This window comes from Chryseolinea lacunae (genome assembly GCF_016735595.1).
GTDB lineage: Bacteria > Bacteroidota > Bacteroidia > Cytophagales > Cyclobacteriaceae > Chryseolinea > Chryseolinea lacunae.
The window spans coordinates 113,141-132,912 of the sequence record NZ_JAERRB010000007.1 but is presented as its reverse complement, the minus strand read 5'-3'; the positions used below and the strand labels follow the sequence as shown (position 1 = coordinate 132,912).

General features: G+C 52.3%; 17 protein-coding genes. 9 read left to right on the top strand and 8 right to left on the bottom strand.

Annotation, left to right across the window (positions count from 1 at the left end; all coding sequences use genetic code 11):
• Nucleotides 1-7: 7 nt before the first annotated feature.
• Nucleotides 8-1,330, bottom strand: coding sequence for a hypothetical protein (locus tag JI741_RS20065; RefSeq protein WP_202012885.1), 1,323 nt, complete (start codon nt 1,328-1,330; stop codon nt 8-10).
• A gap of 1,164 nt (nt 1,331-2,494) precedes the next feature.
• Between JI741_RS20065 and JI741_RS20060 the strand changes: the two genes are divergently transcribed.
• Complete coding sequence (locus tag JI741_RS20060; RefSeq protein ID WP_202012884.1) at nt 2,495-3,613, top strand: Gfo/Idh/MocA family protein; 1,119 nt, start codon at nt 2,495-2,497, stop codon at nt 3,611-3,613.
• A gap of 219 nt (nt 3,614-3,832) precedes the next feature.
• Here JI741_RS20060 and JI741_RS20055 read toward each other — a convergent pair whose 3' ends face one another.
• On the bottom strand, nt 3,833-4,546 hold the full coding sequence (locus JI741_RS20055; RefSeq protein WP_202012883.1) for a hypothetical protein: 714 nt from the start codon (nt 4,544-4,546) through the stop codon (nt 3,833-3,835).
• 567 nt (nt 4,547-5,113) lie between these two features.
• Here JI741_RS20055 and JI741_RS20050 point away from each other — a divergent pair.
• From JI741_RS20050 to lepB, 5 genes are all read left to right on the top strand, one after another.
• Nucleotides 5,114-5,887 (top strand): ParA family protein, encoded by a 774-nt coding sequence (locus JI741_RS20050; RefSeq protein ID WP_202012882.1) that lies wholly within the window; start codon nt 5,114-5,116, stop codon nt 5,885-5,887.
• Entirely contained in the window at nt 5,884-6,840 is a 957-nt protein-coding gene (locus tag JI741_RS20045) for a ParB/RepB/Spo0J family partition protein (protein WP_202012881.1), read from the top strand. Before JI741_RS20050 ends, JI741_RS20045 begins: the two co-directional genes overlap by 4 nt.
• Nucleotides 6,841-6,859: 19 nt before the next feature.
• Nucleotides 6,860-7,465: a DUF5683 domain-containing protein gene (locus tag JI741_RS20040; RefSeq protein ID WP_202012880.1), complete on the top strand. Its 606-nt coding sequence runs from the start codon at nt 6,860-6,862 to the stop codon at nt 7,463-7,465.
• A gap of 112 nt (nt 7,466-7,577) precedes the next feature.
• Complete coding sequence (gene dapB / locus JI741_RS20035; protein ID WP_202012879.1) at nt 7,578-8,285, top strand: 4-hydroxy-tetrahydrodipicolinate reductase; 708 nt, start codon at nt 7,578-7,580, stop codon at nt 8,283-8,285.
• Between the two features lie 115 nt (nt 8,286-8,400).
• Nucleotides 8,401-9,561, top strand: coding sequence for a signal peptidase I (lepB, locus tag JI741_RS20030; RefSeq protein WP_202012878.1), 1,161 nt, complete (start codon nt 8,401-8,403; stop codon nt 9,559-9,561).
• Between the two features lie 120 nt (nt 9,562-9,681).
• On the opposite strand, the gene ung is transcribed toward lepB, so the two are convergent.
• The gene (ung, locus tag JI741_RS20025; RefSeq protein ID WP_202012877.1) at nt 9,682-10,344 is read right to left on the bottom strand and encodes a uracil-DNA glycosylase; all 663 of its coding nucleotides are present in this window, start codon (nt 10,342-10,344) and stop codon (nt 9,682-9,684) included.
• 161 nt (nt 10,345-10,505) lie between these two features.
• Between ung and apaG the strand changes: the two genes are divergently transcribed.
• The 3 genes from apaG to JI741_RS20010 all read left to right on the top strand — a co-directional run bounded on the left by apaG (nt 10,506) and on the right by JI741_RS20010 (nt 12,680).
• The gene (gene apaG, locus JI741_RS20020; RefSeq protein ID WP_202012876.1) at nt 10,506-10,892 is read left to right on the top strand and encodes a Co2+/Mg2+ efflux facilitator ApaG/CorD; all 387 of its coding nucleotides are present in this window, start codon (nt 10,506-10,508) and stop codon (nt 10,890-10,892) included.
• A gap of 10 nt (nt 10,893-10,902) precedes the next feature.
• Nucleotides 10,903-11,688: an O-methyltransferase gene (locus JI741_RS20015; RefSeq protein ID WP_202012875.1), complete on the top strand. Its 786-nt coding sequence runs from the start codon at nt 10,903-10,905 to the stop codon at nt 11,686-11,688.
• A gap of 68 nt (nt 11,689-11,756) precedes the next feature.
• Entirely contained in the window at nt 11,757-12,680 is a 924-nt protein-coding gene (locus JI741_RS20010) for a DUF8428 domain-containing protein (RefSeq protein ID WP_202012874.1), read from the top strand.
• A gap of 161 nt (nt 12,681-12,841) precedes the next feature.
• Here JI741_RS20010 and JI741_RS20005 read toward each other — a convergent pair whose 3' ends face one another.
• Genes JI741_RS20005 through JI741_RS19985 form a run of 5 tightly spaced genes read right to left on the bottom strand, consistent with a single transcriptional unit; the run spans nt 12,842 to nt 19,692 of the window.
• A complete protein-coding gene (locus JI741_RS20005; protein WP_202012873.1) occupies nt 12,842-14,263 on the bottom strand; it encodes a c-type cytochrome domain-containing protein in 1,422 nt (473 codons plus the stop codon).
• On the bottom strand, nt 14,263-15,183 hold the full coding sequence (locus JI741_RS20000) for a sugar phosphate isomerase/epimerase family protein (RefSeq protein WP_236676184.1): 921 nt from the start codon (nt 15,181-15,183) through the stop codon (nt 14,263-14,265). Before JI741_RS20000 ends, JI741_RS20005 begins: the two co-directional genes overlap by 1 nt.
• Nucleotides 15,184-15,222: 39 nt before the next feature.
• On the bottom strand, nt 15,223-16,701 hold the full coding sequence (locus JI741_RS19995) for a DUF1501 domain-containing protein (protein WP_202012872.1): 1,479 nt from the start codon (nt 16,699-16,701) through the stop codon (nt 15,223-15,225).
• Nucleotides 16,694-16,963, bottom strand: coding sequence for a zinc ribbon domain-containing protein (locus tag JI741_RS19990; RefSeq protein ID WP_202012871.1), 270 nt, complete (start codon nt 16,961-16,963; stop codon nt 16,694-16,696). Before JI741_RS19990 ends, JI741_RS19995 begins: the two co-directional genes overlap by 8 nt.
• Before the next feature lie 2 nt (nt 16,964-16,965).
• Complete coding sequence (locus JI741_RS19985; RefSeq protein ID WP_202012870.1) at nt 16,966-19,692, bottom strand: DUF1553 domain-containing protein; 2,727 nt, start codon at nt 19,690-19,692, stop codon at nt 16,966-16,968.
• Nucleotides 19,693-19,772: the final 80 nt, after the last annotated feature.

The window sequence follows — 19,772 nt, the reverse complement described above, 5'->3', positions numbered from 1 at the left end:
GGCCTTTTCATTTTGTTAGCGTTCTCACTTTTTTTGTTTTCACCACAACCGGTTCGGGTTGTGCCGTTGCTTCCATGGGCGGTGCCGGTGGCTCAACTGGCATGGGTTCGGCCAACGCCTTTTGTTTGGCGGGCTTGATCACCGCATAGCCGATCTTCATGCGTTGTTTCTTCTCGTTCACATAGTCTATCTTGACCAGCTTGCCCGATATTTTCAGTTTGGCATCATAGTCGATCGAGATGCCCACATAGAGCGATATTCTTTTCTCGATGCTCAACTCCCCTACCTTCTCGGGAAACTTGTATTGCATCACAAACTGAAACAAGTCGGAGTCGCTCTGCATAAACTTCTCCACCAGCCCGGCAATGTTCATGCTGGCAGACTCCTCGCGGTTGTCGTTGTCAAACCCCGCGGCCATCTTGCCGGCCGGCTTGCGTGTGTTGTTCCGGAGCAAGTCCAGCTTCACGGCCACCTTGCGCGCAAGGGCATAGCCCTGGTCGGTGTGCAGGAAATCGAGCGACAGCCGCGACTTCAGTGGATTGCGTTTCTGGAACATGAGCGCCTTGGTGCCCGCCACCACATCCACAAAGTCGGTCTTGTATTTCAGTTCTTCATAGTCCTTCAATTCCTTGAGGCGCTGTATTTTTTTGTAGATGACCGCCTGGTATTGAATCTTGTTGATGTAGTCGATGATCTGCGACTGGATCTCGTTCAGATAGTCGCGGTTGCGCACCAGCACATAGCGCAGGTCCAGCACGATAGAGCTCAGCTCGGGATCGATGATGGTGTTGAAAAAGCCCTGCGCATCCGACACTATCTGCTCCGACTCTTTGATGAGGTTGATGATGTCGTCGCGCTTGCGCTTATACTTATCCAACTCCTGCAATTTGATGAGGTAGTTGTCCTGGTTCTTGTAAGTGTCGTCGATGTTTTTGTGCAGCTTCATCACCTCGCGCGAGGTGGTGGAGTTGATTTTTTTGAGCGACCGCTTGATATTGCGCAGGAACTTCGGGTTGCTGTCGATGCGGTAGTAGCGCAGGTTTTCATTCAACGCCTGGATGTTGTCGTTGATGAAGCTGGTGGTCACCTCGCCAATCTCCAGGAACTCTTCAATGAAGGTGAGGATGCGGTCGTCGAGCCCGATGATGTTGTCGTTCTCGTGGATGATCTCATACATCACGAGTTTCTCAAGCCGTTCGTCGGTCATGTCCTCGCGGGCCAGGATTTCCGACTTGTTGATGGAGTCCTTATTCCCAAAAAGCATCTCAATGATTTCCCGGCTCTGGTAGAGCAGGTTCACGAGATCTTTTATGGTTAAGGGGGCTTTCAAACAGGATTATTTTGCGAAAATAAGAATTTGAGATAAAGTGCCGGGCATAAATCGGGAGGGCAAAGCCAAATCTCGCTTTAAAAGTTTTAAGTGTTTGATTTTCAGTAGAGTAAGGAGCACGTTAAACATGCATTTTTCGACGGTTTTTCATACAAAAATGCATTCTCACCGCCGCGCTCCGGACGTTGGCAAGGCAGGATTTGCGAAGGTTGCCAGGTATGGATGTCCGTTTAATTCGGGCTATCACCTTGCCTGCGGTCTTCCGGTCCGGAAACGAGCCGTTGCGCAAACAGAACGCGTCGGCAATGTATTGAGTCGCAAACATAAAATATGCGGTCGGCGGGGGTAAAAACAGGCATTTTGAATGTGCTCGTAGAGAAAGCGCGAAACTTTGTTATAACAGAGGGCAGCCATTTCTGCCCGGGAAATGGAGGGATTTTGTTATGGAGAAATGAAGGTCTGATCTTATAAGATGTGTGAGTACGATGTTAGAAGAAGTGTGGTAACGATGTTAGAAGAAGTGTATGAACTATTCGGCTTATCGTGAGGTACGATGTTATAAGAAGTGTGTGAACGATGTTAGAAGAAAATTATGAATGATTCCACTAGAGAGTTGAGTACGATGTTATAAGAAGTGTGTCATCGATTCGGTTTGTTTTGTGGAATGATGTTGGAATTGTTCCTCACCAACCCCGGTACTCTCCCACATCATCCGTGGAAAAAATACAAAGCAAGCTACAACCACCATCGCCTGACGTGGGCCTGAACCATTCAATTGTTCCCCACCGACCCCGGCAGGGGTCTCCTGTTTATAGCCGCCGGTCTCCGGCGGAAAGTACAAGCATCAAAACCAAAGCGCCATGCTCGCACGTTCTCGTGGCACTCGTTCTTCATGGCGCGCAACGCGCACCCTTTACAATGCAACGTGCATTCCTGCAATGCCGAATGGAACAATCCCGCGCGTGCAAAACACATCGGCCGAATCTACAGAGCCCACGTTTTAACAATTTGCCAGCGCGCTTTTAAAGCCCACCCCATTCCCGCCATCGCCACCACACATCCATAATTATCCGCCTCTAAACAAAAGTGCTGTGAAGAGTGGTTTCTATTTAGCATCTTGGTTACATCTCAAACAATACCCAAACAACCCAAACTCAATTTATCATGAACTCAAGAAGAGACTTCCTTCAGAAAATAGCAGGCTCGGCGCTGGCCTTGCCCGTGTTGTCGTCGTTTGCCCCGCGCGAACTGATGCAGGCCGACGAAACGCCCTATCAGGGGCCGGTGCTGCGTGTGGCCATCCTGGGCCTGGGCAGCTATGGCGAACGTGTGGCCGAGGCTATGAAAGACTGCAAGCGCGCCAAGCTGGTGGGTGTCATCAGCGGCACGCCATCCAAGGTCAAGACCTGGCAGGCCAAGTATGGCATTCCGGAAAAGAACTGCTACAACTACGAGAACTATGATCAGATCAAAAACAATCCAGACATCGACGCGGTCTATGTGATCACGCCCAACGGTCTTCACAAGGAACAATCCATTCGTGTGGCCAAGGCGGGCAAGCATGTGATCTGCGAAAAGCCCATGGCCGTCAACGCCAAAGAAGCACAGGAGATGGTGGATGCGTGCAAGGCCGCCAAGGTGAAATTGCTGATCGGCTACCGCATGCACTTCGAGCCAAAGACGCTGGAAATTATTCGTCAGCGCAAAGCGGGCGAGTTCGGAAAAGTACTTTTCTTTCAAGGCCTCTCGGGCTTCATCATTGGCGACCCAACACAGTGGCGCCTCAACAAGAAGCTGGCAGGCGGCGGTGCCATGATGGACATCGGCGTTTACTCCATCAACGGCTCGCGCTACATGATTGGCGAAGACCCCATCTGGGTAACGGCCCAGGAAACAAAAAACAATCCACAGAAATTTAAAGAAGGCGTAGACGAGACCATCCAGTTTCAACTGGGCTTTCCCGGTGGCGCCGTGGCATCGTGCTTGTCGACCTACAGCATGAACAACCTCGACCGCTTCTTCCTGAACGGCGACAAGGGTTTTGCCGAAATGGCCCCTTCAACAGGCTATGGACCCATCAAAGGCAGAACAAACAAAGGCGAACTGGAATATCCCCACGTGACACACCAAACCGTGCAGATGGACGAGATGTCGGACATCATCCTGCAAGGCAAGCAACCCATTGTGCCTGTTGATGGCGAAGAAGGTTTGAAGGACATGAAGATCGTGGACGGCATCTTCCTGGCTGTGCAAACCGGAAAGAAAGTGGACCTTAAGCTCTAGGCATTATCTAAAATACTTTGCTGACTTCGGTTGGTCATGTCATCAATAACGGACAGGCCAGCCGAAGTCATTTTTTTGTTAGGCAATGTTCTGTCATAGCATAGTCTCTCGTTGAGGACTATGCGGGTTCTAGAATGAAACGCACAGTCCTCGAAGCGAGAGACTGTGCTTGGACGCTTAACTAATATTCGGATACAACGCAGTCTTTCAATGAACTGATCAAAACGCGTGATCTACCTGACTATCAACTGCCCCACTAGCATCGCTTGAATCTATGCGCGAAGAAGATTTCACGTTCACGCCGCCGCAGTTTTTGTTGTACTCTCTAAAGATGGCCACCACATCGGCACTGGTATAGAACTCCGATTTGATTTTCCGGACCAACATCGGGCAGTCTTTCATGTAGTCCGAAAAGAAGTTGACGAAGTCTTTCTCCTTTGGAATCATCGGGAGCAAATCGTTCTGCCGGGCGAACGAGCCTGAGTTGAAGCCGCCAATCTTGGTTACCCGGAAGGGTGTGCGCATCATGTGAAATTCCGATTCCTGTTTTTTCTTGAAGATGTAGACTTCGCCTTCGTCGAGGACGTAGCCGGGATAATAGTAGAGCTCGGTGGGTCCGTCGGCTTCCAGTCGCATAAAGAAGCTCACCTCGGGTGTCACCAGGCTGCGGAACACGGTGCCGTTGGTTATATAGCCCAGGATGTCGCGGGGATAGAGCGTGTGCACGCCGCGATCGTCGCTCACCTCGAGGGCAGTGAAACGCTGCTTTGTTTGCTCGGCCCGTTTTTGGGGCCACCTCAATTTATGTTTGACGGTGTCTGACGACAGGGTTATCACGTCGCCTTCCACAAGCGACTGCGACTGCACATGCATCGCCAGGGCGAATACGATCGCCAACATCAGGATTGTGCCAACAGGATTTCTTGTGCGCATGCTTTTCCAAAAATACGAAAGGTCCTGTGAAAATTTGAGTCGCCTGCCTTCGTTGCGGGTAGGATGCTCTCAGGGGGTAGGGCTTAAGATGGGTCTATGGTGCCTGTACTCATCCTGCGTTTATCCTCCGTTTTGAAACGGAGGATAAACGCAGGATGGATACAGCCACATTAGCGCCAGGCAGAGCCAAAAAATTGATCGACGTGCTGCGCCCTCATAGGCCGATGTTGGCTGCGTAATGCCGCATACTCTGTTGATGAAAATGTTCGGCGCAGCACGCGTTGTGCGCTCAACAAAACTTCCTGGCCTTCGCACGCGTCGATGGAGCACTAACTTCCCGACGCTGTCATGTGAACAAACCTAGCCGTCTCATAACCAGTGCGCTATACACATCCAGTGCAATGCTGCAGGGCGATTTTATCCCCGAAAATGAGCATCGTTTGTGCAACGAATGTGGATAACCTGTTTCACGACGTTCCACGATGGCGTCAGTTTTCACATATATTTGCAGCCCGGCCGTTCCCTCAGACCGGATTTTTTGTTTTTATAAACCGTCAACTAAAGTAAATGGGAAAAATTATTGCGATAGCAAATCAAAAGGGGGGTGTTGGTAAAACCACTTCGGCTATTAACCTCGCAGCAAGTTTGGCTGTATTGGAATGCAAAACGTTGCTGGTAGACGCCGACCCTCAGGCCAACTCCACCTCGGGTCTTGGTCTCAACCCCAAAGACATCAGCCAGGGTATTTATGAATGTATGGTAGACGGTGTAGATCCCAAGGACGCTATTGTCAAAAATGACCTGAAATTCCTGGACGTGCTTCCCTCTCACATCGACCTTGTAGGTGCCGAAGTGGAAATGGTGAACATCGAACGTCGCGAGGAAAAAATGCGCGATGCGCTGGGCAAGGTGAAAGACGACTACGACTTCATCATCATTGACTGCTCGCCGTCGCTCGGCCTCATCACCATCAACGCGCTTACTGCCGCCGACTCGGTGATCATTCCCGTGCAATGCGAATACTTCGCGTTGGAAGGGTTGGGCAAACTCCTCAACACCATAAAGATCATCCAAACGCGATTGAACCCGCGGCTTGAAATAGAAGGTATTCTGTTGACGTTATACGATTCGCGCACAAGTCTGGGCAACCAGGTGGTGGAAGAAGTGCGAACGCATTTCTCGAAGATGACGTTCAAAACTATCATCCCCCGCAACGTGAAGCTCAGCGAGTCGCCCAGCTTTGGGTTGCCCGTGATTGTGCACGACGCCGAAAGCAAAGGCGCCATCAGCTACCTGAACCTGGCGCACGAAGTTCTGGATAAAAATGGAATGTCGAAATGAGCAAAAAGAAAGCATTAGGAAGAGGCTTGAGCGCTTTGCTAAGCGACAGCCCCGCAGACGATAGACTGGAAGTGGACAGCATGCCGGTGAACCTGGAGGCCGAAAGTGCCACCACACCCGAAGTTGCCCCCGTAGCCGCCACGCCCACCAATGGCATGACGGAGATTCCGGTATCGGAAATTGAAGTGAACCCTTTCCAGCCCCGCACCCACTTCGATCAGGAAGCGTTGCTGGAACTGGCCGAGTCCATCACCGTGCACGGCATCATCCAACCCATCACGGTGCGGAGACTGTCGGAGCATCAATTCCAGTTGATCTCGGGTGAGCGACGTTTTCAGGCGTCGAAACTTGCCGGCCTCGAAACCATTCCGGCCTATGTGCGATCGGCCAACGATCAGCAGATGCTGGAGATGGCCCTCATCGAAAACATTCAGCGCGAAAACCTGAATGCCATCGAAATTGCCCTCAGCTACCAACGCCTCATGACGGAGTGTAGCCTGAAGCAGGACGAACTGGGCGAGCGCGTGGGCAAGAACAGAACCACGGTGACCAACTACCTGCGCCTGTTGAAACTCCCCCCCGACATCCAGATCGCCGTGCGCGACAACAAACTGTCGATGGGACATGCCCGCGCCATCATCAACGTGGAGAATGCCGACCAGCAACTCTATATATTCAAGCAGGCTGTGAACGAAGACCTGTCGGTGCGCAAAGTGGAAGAACTGGTGCGCGAAATCTCCGAACGCAAGGCATCGACCAAGAGCGAATCGGCAGAAACAGCATCATCGGCACCCGCCTCGCGCGAAATAGCACAGCTTCAAACCAAACTCTCGTCACACTTTGGCACTCGTGTTGTAGTGAAAAGCGACGGCAAGAAGGGCGACATCCGCATTCCCTTCCTCTCCGTAGAGGATCTGAACCGGATATTGGACATCCTCAAGATGTATTCCTAACTTGCGTTATCAAACGCGCATGAAGAAACACGTAGTCCTTGCATTTGCAATCTGTATCATCAGTGCCGGCGCGGCCTTCGCGCAGGGCACAAAGGCGGCGGTCGACCGTGAGAGCGACAGCCTCATTGTGGAAAGTCAGGACACCGTGTTGCTCAAGACCTATGCCGCCCGCTACAATCCGCGCAAGGCTTTGCTCTATGCCGCCGTGTTGCCCGGGCTTGGGCAGATCTACAATAAAAAATACTGGAAGCTTCCCCTCGTGTATGGAGGTTTCATCGCGTTGGGCTATGCCATCAATTTCTATCAGGATGGCTATATCAACTACAAAGCAAAACTATTCTCTAATCTGGAGAATGGCTATACTGGTGACAGCGACATTGCACCCGGCGATGTCTACACCACCTCCACCTATCGAAATGTGGTGGACCTCTATCGCCGCCAGCGCGACTTCATGATTGTGCTCATGGGCGGCATGTATTTACTTCAGCTGGTCGATGCGCACGTAGATGCTCACCTGAAAGAGTTCGATCTCAATCCCCAACTCAAAGTGAGCTGGTACCCCAGCGTGGAATACAACGACCTTGTGGGTCGCACCTCGGGTGTGTCGCTGGTGCTCAAGTTCTGAGGAACGCCTTTTCTCCTATCAAAAACCGGATCTTCCCCTGCGTTGAAATGCTTATTGCGCATTCCAATAAAAAATGCATTTTTAACCCCGAATAAAATCTGACTTCAGCAGCATGAACATAATTCTCCTCGGCTACGGTAAAATGGGAAAGATCATTGAACGGATCGCCCTCGAACGTGGCCACGTGGTGACAGCCCGGATAGACGTTGACAACAGCGATGCGTTTGACACCGCAGAAGGCGATGTGGCGATCGAGTTTTCGCATCCCGATGCCGCCTTCAACAACATCCGCCGGTGTTTGTCGCGGCAACTGCCCGTGGTGTGTGGCACCACCGGATGGCTGGCCCGAAAACCTGAAATTGAAACCCTGTGCCGCCAGCAGAACAGCACGTTCTTCTATGCGTCGAACTACAGTCTGGGCGTGAACGTGTTCTTTAAGGTGAATGAGTTTCTGGCGAAGCTGATGAACAACTTCCCGCAATACGACATCCGCATGGACGAAGTGCACCACACCGAAAAACGCGACGCCCCCAGCGGCACGGCCATCACGCTGGCCGAAGGTGTGATGAAACACCTGACCCGCAAGAAAAGCTGGGTAAATGACCAGACCGGGAAATCCGAAGACTTGTTTATAGAATCATTCCGGATCGACCAGGTGCCCGGCACCCATGTTGTGAAATACGAATCGGCCATCGACGACCTGGAAATCAAGCACATCGCCCACTCCCGCGAAGGATTTGCGCTGGGTGCCGTGATGGTGGCCGAATGGCTGAAGGACAAGAAAGGCGTGCTGGGCATGGACGACTTTCTTAAATTCTGAAGAATCCCCCCAAAAGAATGGCCGTGGCTGAAATTTTGAGCCCTCGCGGGCGACTCATCCACAGGTCGATAATTTTACCTTTATTTGCAGGTTTTTTATTTAGAACACTATCCCTATGAATTGGCAGTTTTGGAAAAAGTCGTCAGAAGAAAAAGAAAAGGAAGCCCCCAAGTCGAAAACACGCGAGTGGTGGGACGCCATCCTGTTTGCCGTGATCGCCGCCACGCTCATCCGCTGGCTCATCATGGAGGCCTACACCATTCCGACGCCTTCTATGGAAAACTCCCTGCTGGTGGGCGACTTCTTGTTTGTGAGCAAGTTTCACTACGGCACACGCACCACCACCACTCCTCTGCAGGTTCCATTGACCCATCAGAAAATATGGTTCACCAACATCCCTTCCTATTTGGAGTGGGTTAAACTGCCCCAATACAGACTGCCCGGCATCAGCCATGTGAAACGCGGCGACGTGGTGGTGTTTAACGTTCCGCCACGCGGCCTGAACGACAACATCGACTACCCGGTTGATCTCAAGACCAACTACATCAAACGGTGTGTGGCCGTAGCTGGCGACATCATCACCATCAAAGATCAGCAGGTGTTCACCAACGGCGAGGCCATGCCCAATCCTCCTGAGATGCAATACAGCTATAAGGTCATGTCAGACAGCCCCATCAACGAACGCAACCTGAACAAACTGGGACTTTCGGGTCCGGAAGATTATCAGGGCGGCGGCCAGCAGGACGGCAAGTTCTATTACATGATGTGGCTCACCGACGAACGCGCGGCCGAACTCAAGAAACTGTCCTACATCAAAGCGGTAGAGAAAGTGAAACGCGACGAAGTGGAAGGACAGATCCCCTACTCATCTTTCTTCGACTGGGAAGGCGGCTCAGAGAAACGTTACTCCAATTGGACCACCGACAACTTTGGTCCGCTGTGGGTTCCCAAGAAAGGCGCCACCATCGCCATCAACGATTCGACCCTCACCTTCTATGGCGCCACCATCAAGCTTTACGATCACAACAAAGACGTGAAGATTGAAGGCGGAAAACTTTTCATCGACGGCCAGGAACTGAAAGAGTATACGTTCAAACAAGACTATTATTTTATGATGGGCGACAACCGCCACAACTCGCTCGACTCACGCTTCTGGGGTTTTGTTCCGGAAGATCACATCGTGGGAAAAGCGTTCTTCATCTGGTTGTCGATCGACAAGAATGCAGACTTTATTCACAAAATTCGCTGGAGCAGATTCTTTAACCTGATCCGGTAAAACCGAACTTCATGGTGGAGATGCGAAAGCGGTTCCATCCATAAAATAAGAAAGCCTGAAGATTGCAACATCGCTTCATCTTCAGGCTTTCTTATTTATGATCTGTGCATCACACGATGCTTACCACTCAATTTCCGCGATGCCCTTCCGCTTCAGATAGTCGTTTGTTTTGCTGAAGTGTTTGCTTCCAAAAAAGCCACGGTCGGCCGAGAACGGCGACGGGTGCGCCGACGCCAGCACGAGGTGTTTGTTTCGATCGATGATCTCTCCCTTCTTCTGCGCATAGGCCCCCCACAACAGGAAGACCACGTTTTCTTTCTCATCGGATATCTTCTTGATGACGGCATCGGTAAAAACTTCCCACCCCTTGTTCTGATGCGACCCCGGCGACGATGCGCGTACCGTGAGCGTTGCGTTGAGCAGCAACACGCCTTGTGTGGCCCAGCGTTCCAGATCGCCCGAGGTGGGAATGGGCTTACCCAAATCCTGTTTGATCTCCTTGAAGATGTTGACCAGCGACGGCGGATTTCTTACGCCTTCGCGCACGGAGAAACACAACCCGTTGGCCTGCCCCGGACCATGATAGGGATCCTGCCCAATGATGACCACTTTCACATCGCTGAAGTCGCTGCAGTCGAACGCGCGGAATATCTCTTTGCCGGGAGGATAGACGGTTTGGGTTTTATACTCCTGCTTCACGAACTCGATGAGTTGAAGGAAATACGGTTTTTCAAATTCTGGGGTGAGCTTGCTTTTCCAGCTGTGGGCAATTTTAACATCCATACATTCAAAACTAGTGTCAATCGCGAAATGTGCAAAAAACCGTTTTCTGAACCGCGGGCTACCGGCAAAAAATGTAAATTAATCGATTGATTCACAGATCATTGACAGTAAATAAAAAGCATCGTGACTAGAATTGAGAAAAATTAATATTTTTGAATCGTATGGTAACGGAAATCACACAAGGGATCAAGGTAAGCGTAGAGACTGAGTACCAGCCGGCATACTCCAGCCCGAGCCAGTATCACTACGTTTTCACGTACCGCATTTCCATCGAAAACCATAGCGAATACACCATCCAGTTGTTGCGCCGTCACTGGCACATCTTCGACGCCGGCTTTACCCAACGCGAAGTGGAAGGCGAAGGCGTGGTGGGCCAGCAACCCGTGCTCGAACCCGGTCAGGCACATCAATATGTGTCGGGCTGCAACCTCAAGTCGGGCATCGGCAAAATGGTGGGCACCTACCTCATGGAACGCGTGGTAGACGGCACAACCATGCAAGTCAACATTCCCGAGTTCACCATGGTGGCTCCGCTTCGGCTCAACTGAGCGCATCTGAGTGGCGAATACTTTCTTTCAACTTCAATCGTACTTCACCTATTGGCTCGATGCCGTAGGCGAACACTCCCTTCACTCTCCCTTTTTTTTTGATTTCTACAAGGAAGTCGTCTGCGCAAAATCAGACACGGCCCCCTATCGCACGATCGAGCAATTCCGGAAACAGTTGTTGGCCGACCACCGGGTCATCGACGTGCCCGACCTCGGTGCCACCTCACAGGCCCTGTCGGGAACAAAACGGAAGATCAGTGCCGTGGCGCGCACCAGCGCCAGCCCGGCAAAGTATTCGCGTTTATACGCACGCATCATCAAAGCGTTTGACTGCCACGACGTGGTGGAACTAGGAACCTCCCTGGGGATAAACACGCAGTATCTGGCCCTGGGCAACGACTGTGCCGTCACCACTTTCGAAGGCGCGGAGCCCATCGCCAACATTGCCGAGGCGGGATTTGAGCAGGCCGGCGCCCGGGCCATCACGTTGGTGCGGGGAAACATCGACCACACCCTGCCGCGTCAGCTCGAAACCCTGAAGCGCATCGACTTTGCCCTGCTGGATGCAAACCACCGCCATGCCCCCACCCTCAGATACTTCGAGACCATTGCCCGCAAAGTGCATAGCCGGAGCGTGCTGGTGATCGACGACATTCACTACTCGCCCGAGATGGCCCGGGCCTGGAAAGACATTCAAAACCATTCGCTGGTCTATGCCACGGCCGACCTGTTTCGCTGCGGCCTTGTGTTCTTCGATCCATCGTTGAACAAACAACACGTTGTTTTGCAACACTAGCCATTGAATTGCATGGCAAGAAAACCTATTTTTGCTCTCATCCATTTATCCATACCCTATCCATTGCCATGAGCGAATTGACAACCGAGCCAACGGAAGCTCCGAAAAAAAGTAATAAAAACGCCATCATCATTGCCCTGCTCTCGCTGGTCATTGTGGTGCAAGGCATCAAGATCTATCTCGACTCACAGGAGAAACAGGAAATCAAAACCGACCTCACCTCTACCGAACAGGAGTTGGCCACCACCATGCAACGCATGACCGAGATCAACGCAGAGCTCGACCAGAAAATAGCCGAGGTGAAAAAACTGGGCGGCGATGTGACCGACCTGCAGAAAGCAAAAAGCGAAGTGGAAGCCGAATTGAAACGCTCCAAACGCGCCACCGGCAAAGAGATCAAAGCACTGAAAGATAAAGTGGAGGGCTACGAAACCCTGTTGAAAGTGAAGGACGAAGAAATCGTGAAGCTCAAGTCTGTGAACAAAGAACTGCTGTCGGAAAACGTGACGCTGAAGACTCAGAAAAATCAACTGGGCGATTCCATTAACCGCCTCAGCCAAACGAAAGAGGAGTTGGCAACCAAAGTGGCCATCGCCTCACAACTGAAGGTGGAGAACATGCACATTGTGGCACTATCGGACCGTGGCAAGGAACGCGAGTCGCCTTTCAAAAGCCGCCAGGTTGGAAAACTGAAAGTGGAATTTAACATCGCCGAAAACAAAGTGGCCCCCATCGAAGGCAAAAAAATCATGATCCGCATCGTTGACGAAAACGGCCAGGTGCTGTTCGACGTGGCCCGCGGCTCCGGAACCTTCCTGCTCAACGGTAAAGAAGAATTCTACACCGAGTCACAGGAAGTGTTGTTCGACAACACCCACCAGAAACTCTCCTTCCTCTACGACAAAGGCTCGGAATATACATCTGGAACCTACAAACTCGAAGTGTATACCGACGACTACCTGATGGGTAGCGGTCAGTTCACGGTGAAATAAAACAGGAACATCATTTCTACAAGACAAACCCCGGCGTTGGCAACAGCGGCGGGGTTGTTTTTTTATTCATCTATTTTGGGCAACTCAGGGGCGAGAGACTATGCTACGACCGTTGTTGCCAACGACAGTGATGGCTTTTTCTAAAGATGATTAAATGGTATCTAAGTCTTGCGCTTGTAAACCACAGAGTCCGTTGCCAGCACCGGCAATTGATAGCTTCCGGTGTCGACAATCACAGCGGGCGTTGATGACTGAAACTTGCGGATGCCTTCGGCGGTGACGGTGGTTTGATAGAGGAAAAGCTTTTTCAGATTTGTTAATGGCGAGAGACTGGCCACGCCGGCGTCGGTCACTTTTGTGCCCACGACGTTGAGCAATCTCAGCTGTTCGAGCGATGTCAGGTGATTGAGGCCCGCATCGCCTACTGCCGTGTATTCCAGTTGCAGCTGGCGTATGCCGGAGAGTTGGGCCACCGTCTTGAGGCCTTCGTCGGTAATCTTGGAGCGGCTCAGATTGAGCCATACGATCTGTTGTTTCAGCGGCAAAAGGGTTTGCAGATCGGCGTCGCCGGTGTTGCGGGCATTTACAAAACTGACCGACAAATAGTGGCTCTCTTCGCCCACGGGCAAAATCAAAACACCGCGCGAGGTCAATGCACGCACGGCGTTGTCGTCGGCGGCGCTCACATCACATTCGGGGATGCTTTCGTCCTTGTCGGGATGTGTGAGCAACGCAGCCAGGTATCCTTTGATTCTGTCGTGTTGCTGAAAACTTCCGATGCGTTTGTTAAAGCTTGCACCGTCTTCAACCCAAGCCTGCACCAATGCAATTTCTGACGATGAAAGCTGGGGCTTCTCATTTGGGGGCATGTGTTTTTCGTCTTCCAGCGGCAACATCAAACGACCATACAGGCTGCTCGAATCGGCCACACCGCGCACCAACACCTCGCCGTGCTTCCCTCCTTTTCGAATGTGTTCTTCGCTGTCGAGCCTGAGCTGTCCTTTTTGTTTGGCCGAACTGTGACAGCTGTAGCATTTGGCTTCCAGGATTGGCTCAATTACATCGGCATACAGCACGGCACTATCGGCCGCGGCAATGGACGTTATTTTTACCGAGGGGGTAGCCGTTTTCTCATCTTGTGCGGGGGGCGCGAAGAGATAGTCTTCGCCATGGGTCATCGAGCCACCGAGGTGGCCGGTTATAGAAAGCAATCCCATCAAAGGAGCATACATGAAAATGCGAACGATCCTCCGCCGCTTCTTATCGGGGAAATAGGTGACCACGCTTTTGCGAACAAAGAACAGCAGTGTGGCGAACGCCGCTGTGGCAATTCCAAAATTCTGATGAAGCATCAGCAGGCGATCGTCGTAGCCGCCCTCGCGCGAAAGAAAAAATCCACTCACTGCCGAAATAATGGCCGACAGCGCACCGAGAAACAGTGTGGGCTGCACCGCCCTGCGCAACATGCGATAGGTGTTCCAGAATGCCAGGCACTCGAACAGAAACCCGATGATGAGTATGCCGATGGGCAAGTGCACCAGCAGTGGATGGAAGCGTCCGAAAATTTGTGTTAACCAGAGCATCAGGCGTAGCGGGTGCGCAAGGTTTTCAACATATAGGCATTGATCTCCCATTGGTTGGCCAGAGGCTGCCGCGTGTAGGGCAACGCGGGCATATAGTCGATGGGGCCGAACTCGGTGAGCATGGTGAGGCGTTTGCCTTCGCTGCGGTGTCGTTGCACCACCTTATCCCACCAGGCAAAGTGCGCATTCACTGCGTCTTTCCATTCCGGTGCGCGCGGGTCATTCACCTGTGGTCCTTCGGCATGGCCCACGCGTGCGTGAATGTGACCCGTGCGGCTCAAGGCAAGCGCCACGGTTTCGGGCTGGTCGGCCAGCAATGTTTCCGACACGTTGCACCAATGCGAAATGTCTAGTGTGAGGCGAAGTGCGGCAATCTTTTCCATGTATTGCCGGGCCACCGGCGCAGCGTATAATATGCGCGAGCGATGGGTTTCGTGGTAGATGTTCACCCCCGTGCGACCATTCACTTCGGTGGTCAGGTCGATAAACGTTTTGTTTTGTTCGAACGAAAAGTGGTCGCGGCCCGAATGGCAATTGATGTATACGGGGTTCAGCGCTGCGGCCGGTTCAAGGGCCGACTTGAATTGCTGAAAATGTTTTTGATAGTCAGCATCCGATCCGCCAACCAGGAATCCGAACTTCAGATTGTGTTTCTGAAACGCATCGAGAAAATTCTTGCGCTCTGTCGGGTCGGTTGGATACCACGCTTCGGCACCATCGTAGCCTTCTTTTTTGATGGCGGCACAGAAGCTATCCCAACTGCCGGCGTAGCCCCAGTTGGTGGCGAAGATTAACAATTCAAAACCGGCTGCCGCTTGCGAACGAAGCAACGGCGTGGCCAGAGAATCAAGCGGATTCAACGCCAGGGCACTACCTGACAATGCGCCAAGCGCTATGAAATTTCTACGGGTAATAGGCATGCGATGTGGACCTCGTGAATAAAGTATTAAAAAATAAAGTTACGCAATGATTTCTTCTATCACCTTGCCGGCCACATCGGTGAGACGGAACGGTCGGCCCTGGAAATGATACGTCAACTTTTCGTGGTTCATGCCAAGTTGGTTAAGGATAGTGGCCTGCACATCGTGCACAGAAACTTTTCCATTGATGGGATAATATCCAATCTCGTCTGTTTCGCCCCAGGTTGTGCCGGGTTTTATGCCGCCGCCTGCCATCCACATGGTGAACGCTTCCACGTGGTGATCGCGTCCGAGGAAAGGATTGTTTTTGTTCTCGCGGTTTTCCTGCATGGGTGTTCGACCAAACTCGCCTCCCCACACCACCAGGGTTTCTTCCAGCAATCCACGCTGTTTCAAATCGAGCAGCAGGGCGGTCATGGCGCGATCGATCTCCCGGCATTTGTTCCGGAAGCCGATGTCGATGGCCAGGTTCTCGTCGGTGCCGTGACTATCCCATCCCCAGTCGAACAACTGAACAAACCGAACGTCCTGTTCCACCAGCTTGCGGGCCAGCAGACAATTGTTGGCAAACGAGGCCTTGCCCGGCGTGGTGCCATAGAGTTGGTGTATGTAGTCGGGTTCGTTGTTGATGTTCATCACTTCGGGAACAGACACCTGCATGCGAAACGCCATTTCGTATTGGGCGATGCGCGTCAGTGTTTCGGGGTCGTTAAATTCCTTGAAGTGCTGGCGGTTCACATCGTTGATGGCATCGATCGTTTTCTTTTTCAGATCGCGGTCAACACCTTCGGGGTCACTGAGGAACAACACCGGATCGCCTTCCGAACGGCACTGCACACCTTGATAGACCGATGGCAGAAAACCACTGCCCCACACGCTCTTGCCGGCATCGGGTGTCTTGCCCCCGGAGGTGAGCACCACGAAGCCGGGCAGGTTGTTGTTCTCCGAGCCCAGGCCATACGTTACCCATGAGCCAATGCTCGGCCGACCAAGTCGTGGCGAACCCGTGTGCACAAAAAGCTGCGCGGGCGCGTGATTAAATTGATCGGTATATACACCTTTGAGAAACGCCACCTCGTCGGCCATCTTGGCAAAGTGCGGAAGATGCTCAGATACGTAGGCGCCGGACTGACCGCGTTGTTTGAAGTCAGCCTGCGGCCCCAGCATCTTGGGTGTGCCGCGTATAAACGCAAAACGTTTTCCTTCCAGCAGCGACGGCGGGCACAACTGGTTGTTCAGCTTCTGCAACTCGGGTTTGAAGTCAAACAACTCCAACTGCGACGGCGCGCCGGCCATGTGAAGGTAGATCACTCGTTTTGCCTTGCCGGGAAAATGCGGCGGCTTGGGTAACATCGGATCTGTGGCAGTTGCCAAATTTTTTATGCCCGCGGATCGCGACTCGCATCCCGCAAGAAAAGAACCCAGCGCTGCGGCCCCGAGTCCTGCGGCACTCTCCCACAGGAAGTGACGACGCGAAATGTTTTTCAGATTTTCGAAGTCCAATGGATTATTAAACATGATTTTTCCAGCGTTCTAGTGTGGGAATGTTTTTCGTGAAAAAGCCGGCGAGAAATCCCGGGAAGCCCATCTCTTTCATTTTGTCTTTCACCCGTGCTTTCATTTCGTCGACCGTGATGTTGGAAAGCGTGAACTTTCCGTCCTCATAGCAATATGAACAATACATCACGCTCTTGCTGCCGTCTGCATTTGTGCCTCCTCCTTTCGGATCGCGCTTCAGCGGCATGCCGCACGACTGACAATTTTTGAATGCTGCTTCCATTGCTATTCCTTGGTTAATACTTCGTCAAGGTTCAACATGGCACTGGCCACAAGCGTCAGGGCCGCCAATTGTGGTGAATCGTTCTGGGTGGCGGCCAGCTTGCGCGAAGCTTCTTTGTTTGTGGTATACTGCTTCAAAGCGTCGTCATACAACCCTTGCATAACGGCCAGCTTTTGGGCGGGCATGTCGCGCACCAGAATCATGCGATAGCCTGCATTGATTTGATCTTTCGGTGTGGCGTTGTCTTTCATCATGCGCAGCGCCAGTCCGCGGGCGGCCACTACATACGACGAATCGTTCAAGGTGACAAGTGCTTGCAGCGGCGTGTTTGTGCGAATGCGTCGGATCACACAAACCTCACGGCTCGATCCGTCGAACATCATCATGGAGGGATACGGGCTTGTGCGTTTGATGTAGGTGTATAGCGAACGACGGTATTGGTCTTCGCCTTCGCTCGCTTTCCAATAGTCTCCGTTCCACACCGAACTCCAGATGCCGTTGGGCTGATAGGGCATCACACTTTTTCCAAACATCTTGTTGCTCAGCATACCGCCACACGCCAGCGCCTGATCGCGCACCTGTTCCGACGAAAGCCTCACGCGGGGGCCACGCGCCAGCCAGCGGTTGCCCGGATCTTTCTCCAACATCTCCTGCGTAAGCCTGGAGTCCTGGCGGTAGGTCGCCGACATCACCATGGTTTTGATGAGCTTCTTCATGCTCCACCGATCTTCGTTCATGAATTGCAGCGACAAATAGTCGAGCAGTTCCTGGTGCGTTGGGGAGGCGCTTTGTGTTCCAAAATCTTCCAGCGTTTCCACGATGCCGGCGCCAAAGATCTGTTCCCAGAAACGGTTCACCATGGTGCGCGCCGTGAGCGGATTTTGTTTCTCCAGCAGCCAATGTGCAAATCCCAATCGGTTGTAGGGTTGATCTTTGGGAAATGGATTCAGCGACGCGGGCACACCGGGCTTCACCTCCGCTCCCTTCACCACCCAGTTGCCGCGTTCATAAATGTGTGTGGCGCGATGTTGCTCGGCATTGTTCTCAATCATGATGGGTGTGTTGTCAACGCTTGTGTTGAGCAACGTCATGAAGTTTGAGCGTATGCCGTCATAGTGTGCATCACCTTTACCGGGAAGGTCGTCGCGGAAGGCAAACCACTCGATGCCACAAACGGCTTTGTCAGGTTTGATCTTGCTGTTATGAAACACAAAATAGAGATCGTGTTTTCCGGAAGCTGCCTTCAACGGAATGGAAACGATTTGTCTGCCCGAGGTCTTCTTCACCTGCAACGTTCCCACAACATCGCCATTCAATTTGTCCTGACGAATCTCAAACGAACCTCCCTCCGAATCGGACCAGTAGTTGACGATCAGGTTTCGTTTTCCGGCCATGTCAATTTGTTTGAGACGGGCGCTTCCGCCGGGTCGAACGCCAAGCCATTTGGTGTCGATCAGTTCGCCGTTCACAAATTGATCGAAATCATGCGGGTGAAATTTGGGCTCGAGGGTTTTGAGAAACCGGGTCACTTCGGCTTCCTGTGTTGAACCAGCATGCGTCTTCACCCATTCCTTGATGGCTGTGAGCTTCTGTTCGTCTTCGGGTTTGTAAATTCTCAGGTTAGGATGCTCGCCTTCTGTGTCTTCGTCGCGGGTGTTGTTAAAGAATGCCAACGACTTGTAGTATTCATCGTGCAGGAAGGGGTCGTAGGGATGGGTGTGGCATTGCACGCAGGCCATGGTGGTGCTTTGCCACACTTGCCATGTGGTGCTCACACGGTCGATAAGCGCGGCCACCCTGAACTCCTCGTCCTCAGTTCCGCCCTCATCATTGTTCATGGTGTTGCGATGGAATGCTGTGGCGATCAGTTGATCGTCGGTGGGATTGGGAAGCAGGTCACCCGCCAGTTGTTCCACCGTGAACTGATCGAACGGCATGTCTTTGTTGAAGGCATTGATAACCCAATCGCGATAGCGCCAGATGGATCGGCCCACGTCGCGTTCGTATCCCTTGGTGTCGGAGTAGCGGGCCATGTCGAGCCACCACGACGCCCATTTTTCGCCAAAGCGCGGCGAGGCAAGAAGTTCATCTACGGTCTTCTCATAGGCATCGGCGCCCGCATCGTTCACAAACCGCGAAGCTTGTTCCGGCGTGGGCGGCAGGCCGATAAGGTCCAGATATATCCTTCTAACCAAGGTGGCTTTGTCGGCCTCTGCCGAAGGAGAAAGCTTTTGTTCCTCCAATTTTGCCAGCACAAAATGGTCTACTTCATTTTTTGCCCAGGGCGTATCACTTTCTCCAAAGCCCGCCTGAAGCGTTGTGACCTCGGGGATGGCCACCGGCTTGGGAGCAATGTAGGCCCAATGCTCGCCCCACTCCGCCCCTTCTTTAATCCACTGCTTCAGGATTTCGATGTCTTCGGCACTGAGTGGATGTTCTTTATAGGGCATGCGCACTTCCGGATCGGTTGATGTGATGCGGCGGATGAATTCGCTTTGCTCGGGATGCCCCGGAACGATGGGGTGCTTGCCGGATTCGGCGGTGTCGAGGGCTTCGGTCCGGAAAAGGAGACTGTAGTTTGCATTTCGCTTCACGCCACCGTGGCAACTGATGCAATGTTTGTTGAGAATGGGCTTGACCTGTGCGCTAAAGTCGATTTTCTTCTCGCGGCAAGCCGCAAAAGCCACCAACAGGGGAATGAAGAATACTATTTTGTTTGACCGAATCATCCTTTACAAAAATAAGCTCAATCGATTGAAAGAGGAAATATACAGGATAAAACACGGAAGGAGTCAAAACAATTAACGGC

Bases quoted from the DNA above. Each gene is read 5' to 3' on its own strand.
- JI741_RS20060 (WP_202012884.1), top strand. From the start codon at position 2,495: ATGAACTCAAGAAGAGACTTCCTTCAGAAAATAGCAGGCTCGGCGCTG.
- JI741_RS20055 (WP_202012883.1), bottom strand. From the start codon at position 4,546: ATGCGCACAAGAAATCCTGTTGGCACAATCCTGATGTTGGCGATCGTA.
- JI741_RS20050 (WP_202012882.1), top strand. From the start codon at position 5,114: ATGGGAAAAATTATTGCGATAGCAAATCAAAAGGGGGGTGTTGGTAAA.
- JI741_RS20045 (WP_202012881.1), top strand. From the start codon at position 5,884: ATGAGCAAAAAGAAAGCATTAGGAAGAGGCTTGAGCGCTTTGCTAAGC.
- JI741_RS20040 (WP_202012880.1), top strand. From the start codon at position 6,860: ATGAAGAAACACGTAGTCCTTGCATTTGCAATCTGTATCATCAGTGCC.
- dapB (WP_202012879.1), top strand. From the start codon at position 7,578: ATGAACATAATTCTCCTCGGCTACGGTAAAATGGGAAAGATCATTGAA.
- lepB (WP_202012878.1), top strand. From the start codon at position 8,401: ATGAATTGGCAGTTTTGGAAAAAGTCGTCAGAAGAAAAAGAAAAGGAA.
- ung (WP_202012877.1), bottom strand. From the start codon at position 10,344: ATGGATGTTAAAATTGCCCACAGCTGGAAAAGCAAGCTCACCCCAGAA.
- apaG (WP_202012876.1), top strand. From the start codon at position 10,506: ATGGTAACGGAAATCACACAAGGGATCAAGGTAAGCGTAGAGACTGAG.
- JI741_RS20010 (WP_202012874.1), top strand. From the start codon at position 11,757: ATGAGCGAATTGACAACCGAGCCAACGGAAGCTCCGAAAAAAAGTAAT.
- JI741_RS20005 (WP_202012873.1), bottom strand. From the start codon at position 14,263: ATGCTCTGGTTAACACAAATTTTCGGACGCTTCCATCCACTGCTGGTG.
- JI741_RS20000 (WP_236676184.1), bottom strand. From the start codon at position 15,183: ATGCCTATTACCCGTAGAAATTTCATAGCGCTTGGCGCATTGTCAGGT.
- JI741_RS19995 (WP_202012872.1), bottom strand. From the start codon at position 16,701: ATGTTTAATAATCCATTGGACTTCGAAAATCTGAAAAACATTTCGCGT.
- JI741_RS19990 (WP_202012871.1), bottom strand. From the start codon at position 16,963: ATGGAAGCAGCATTCAAAAATTGTCAGTCGTGCGGCATGCCGCTGAAG.
- JI741_RS19985 (WP_202012870.1), bottom strand. From the start codon at position 19,692: ATGATTCGGTCAAACAAAATAGTATTCTTCATTCCCCTGTTGGTGGCT.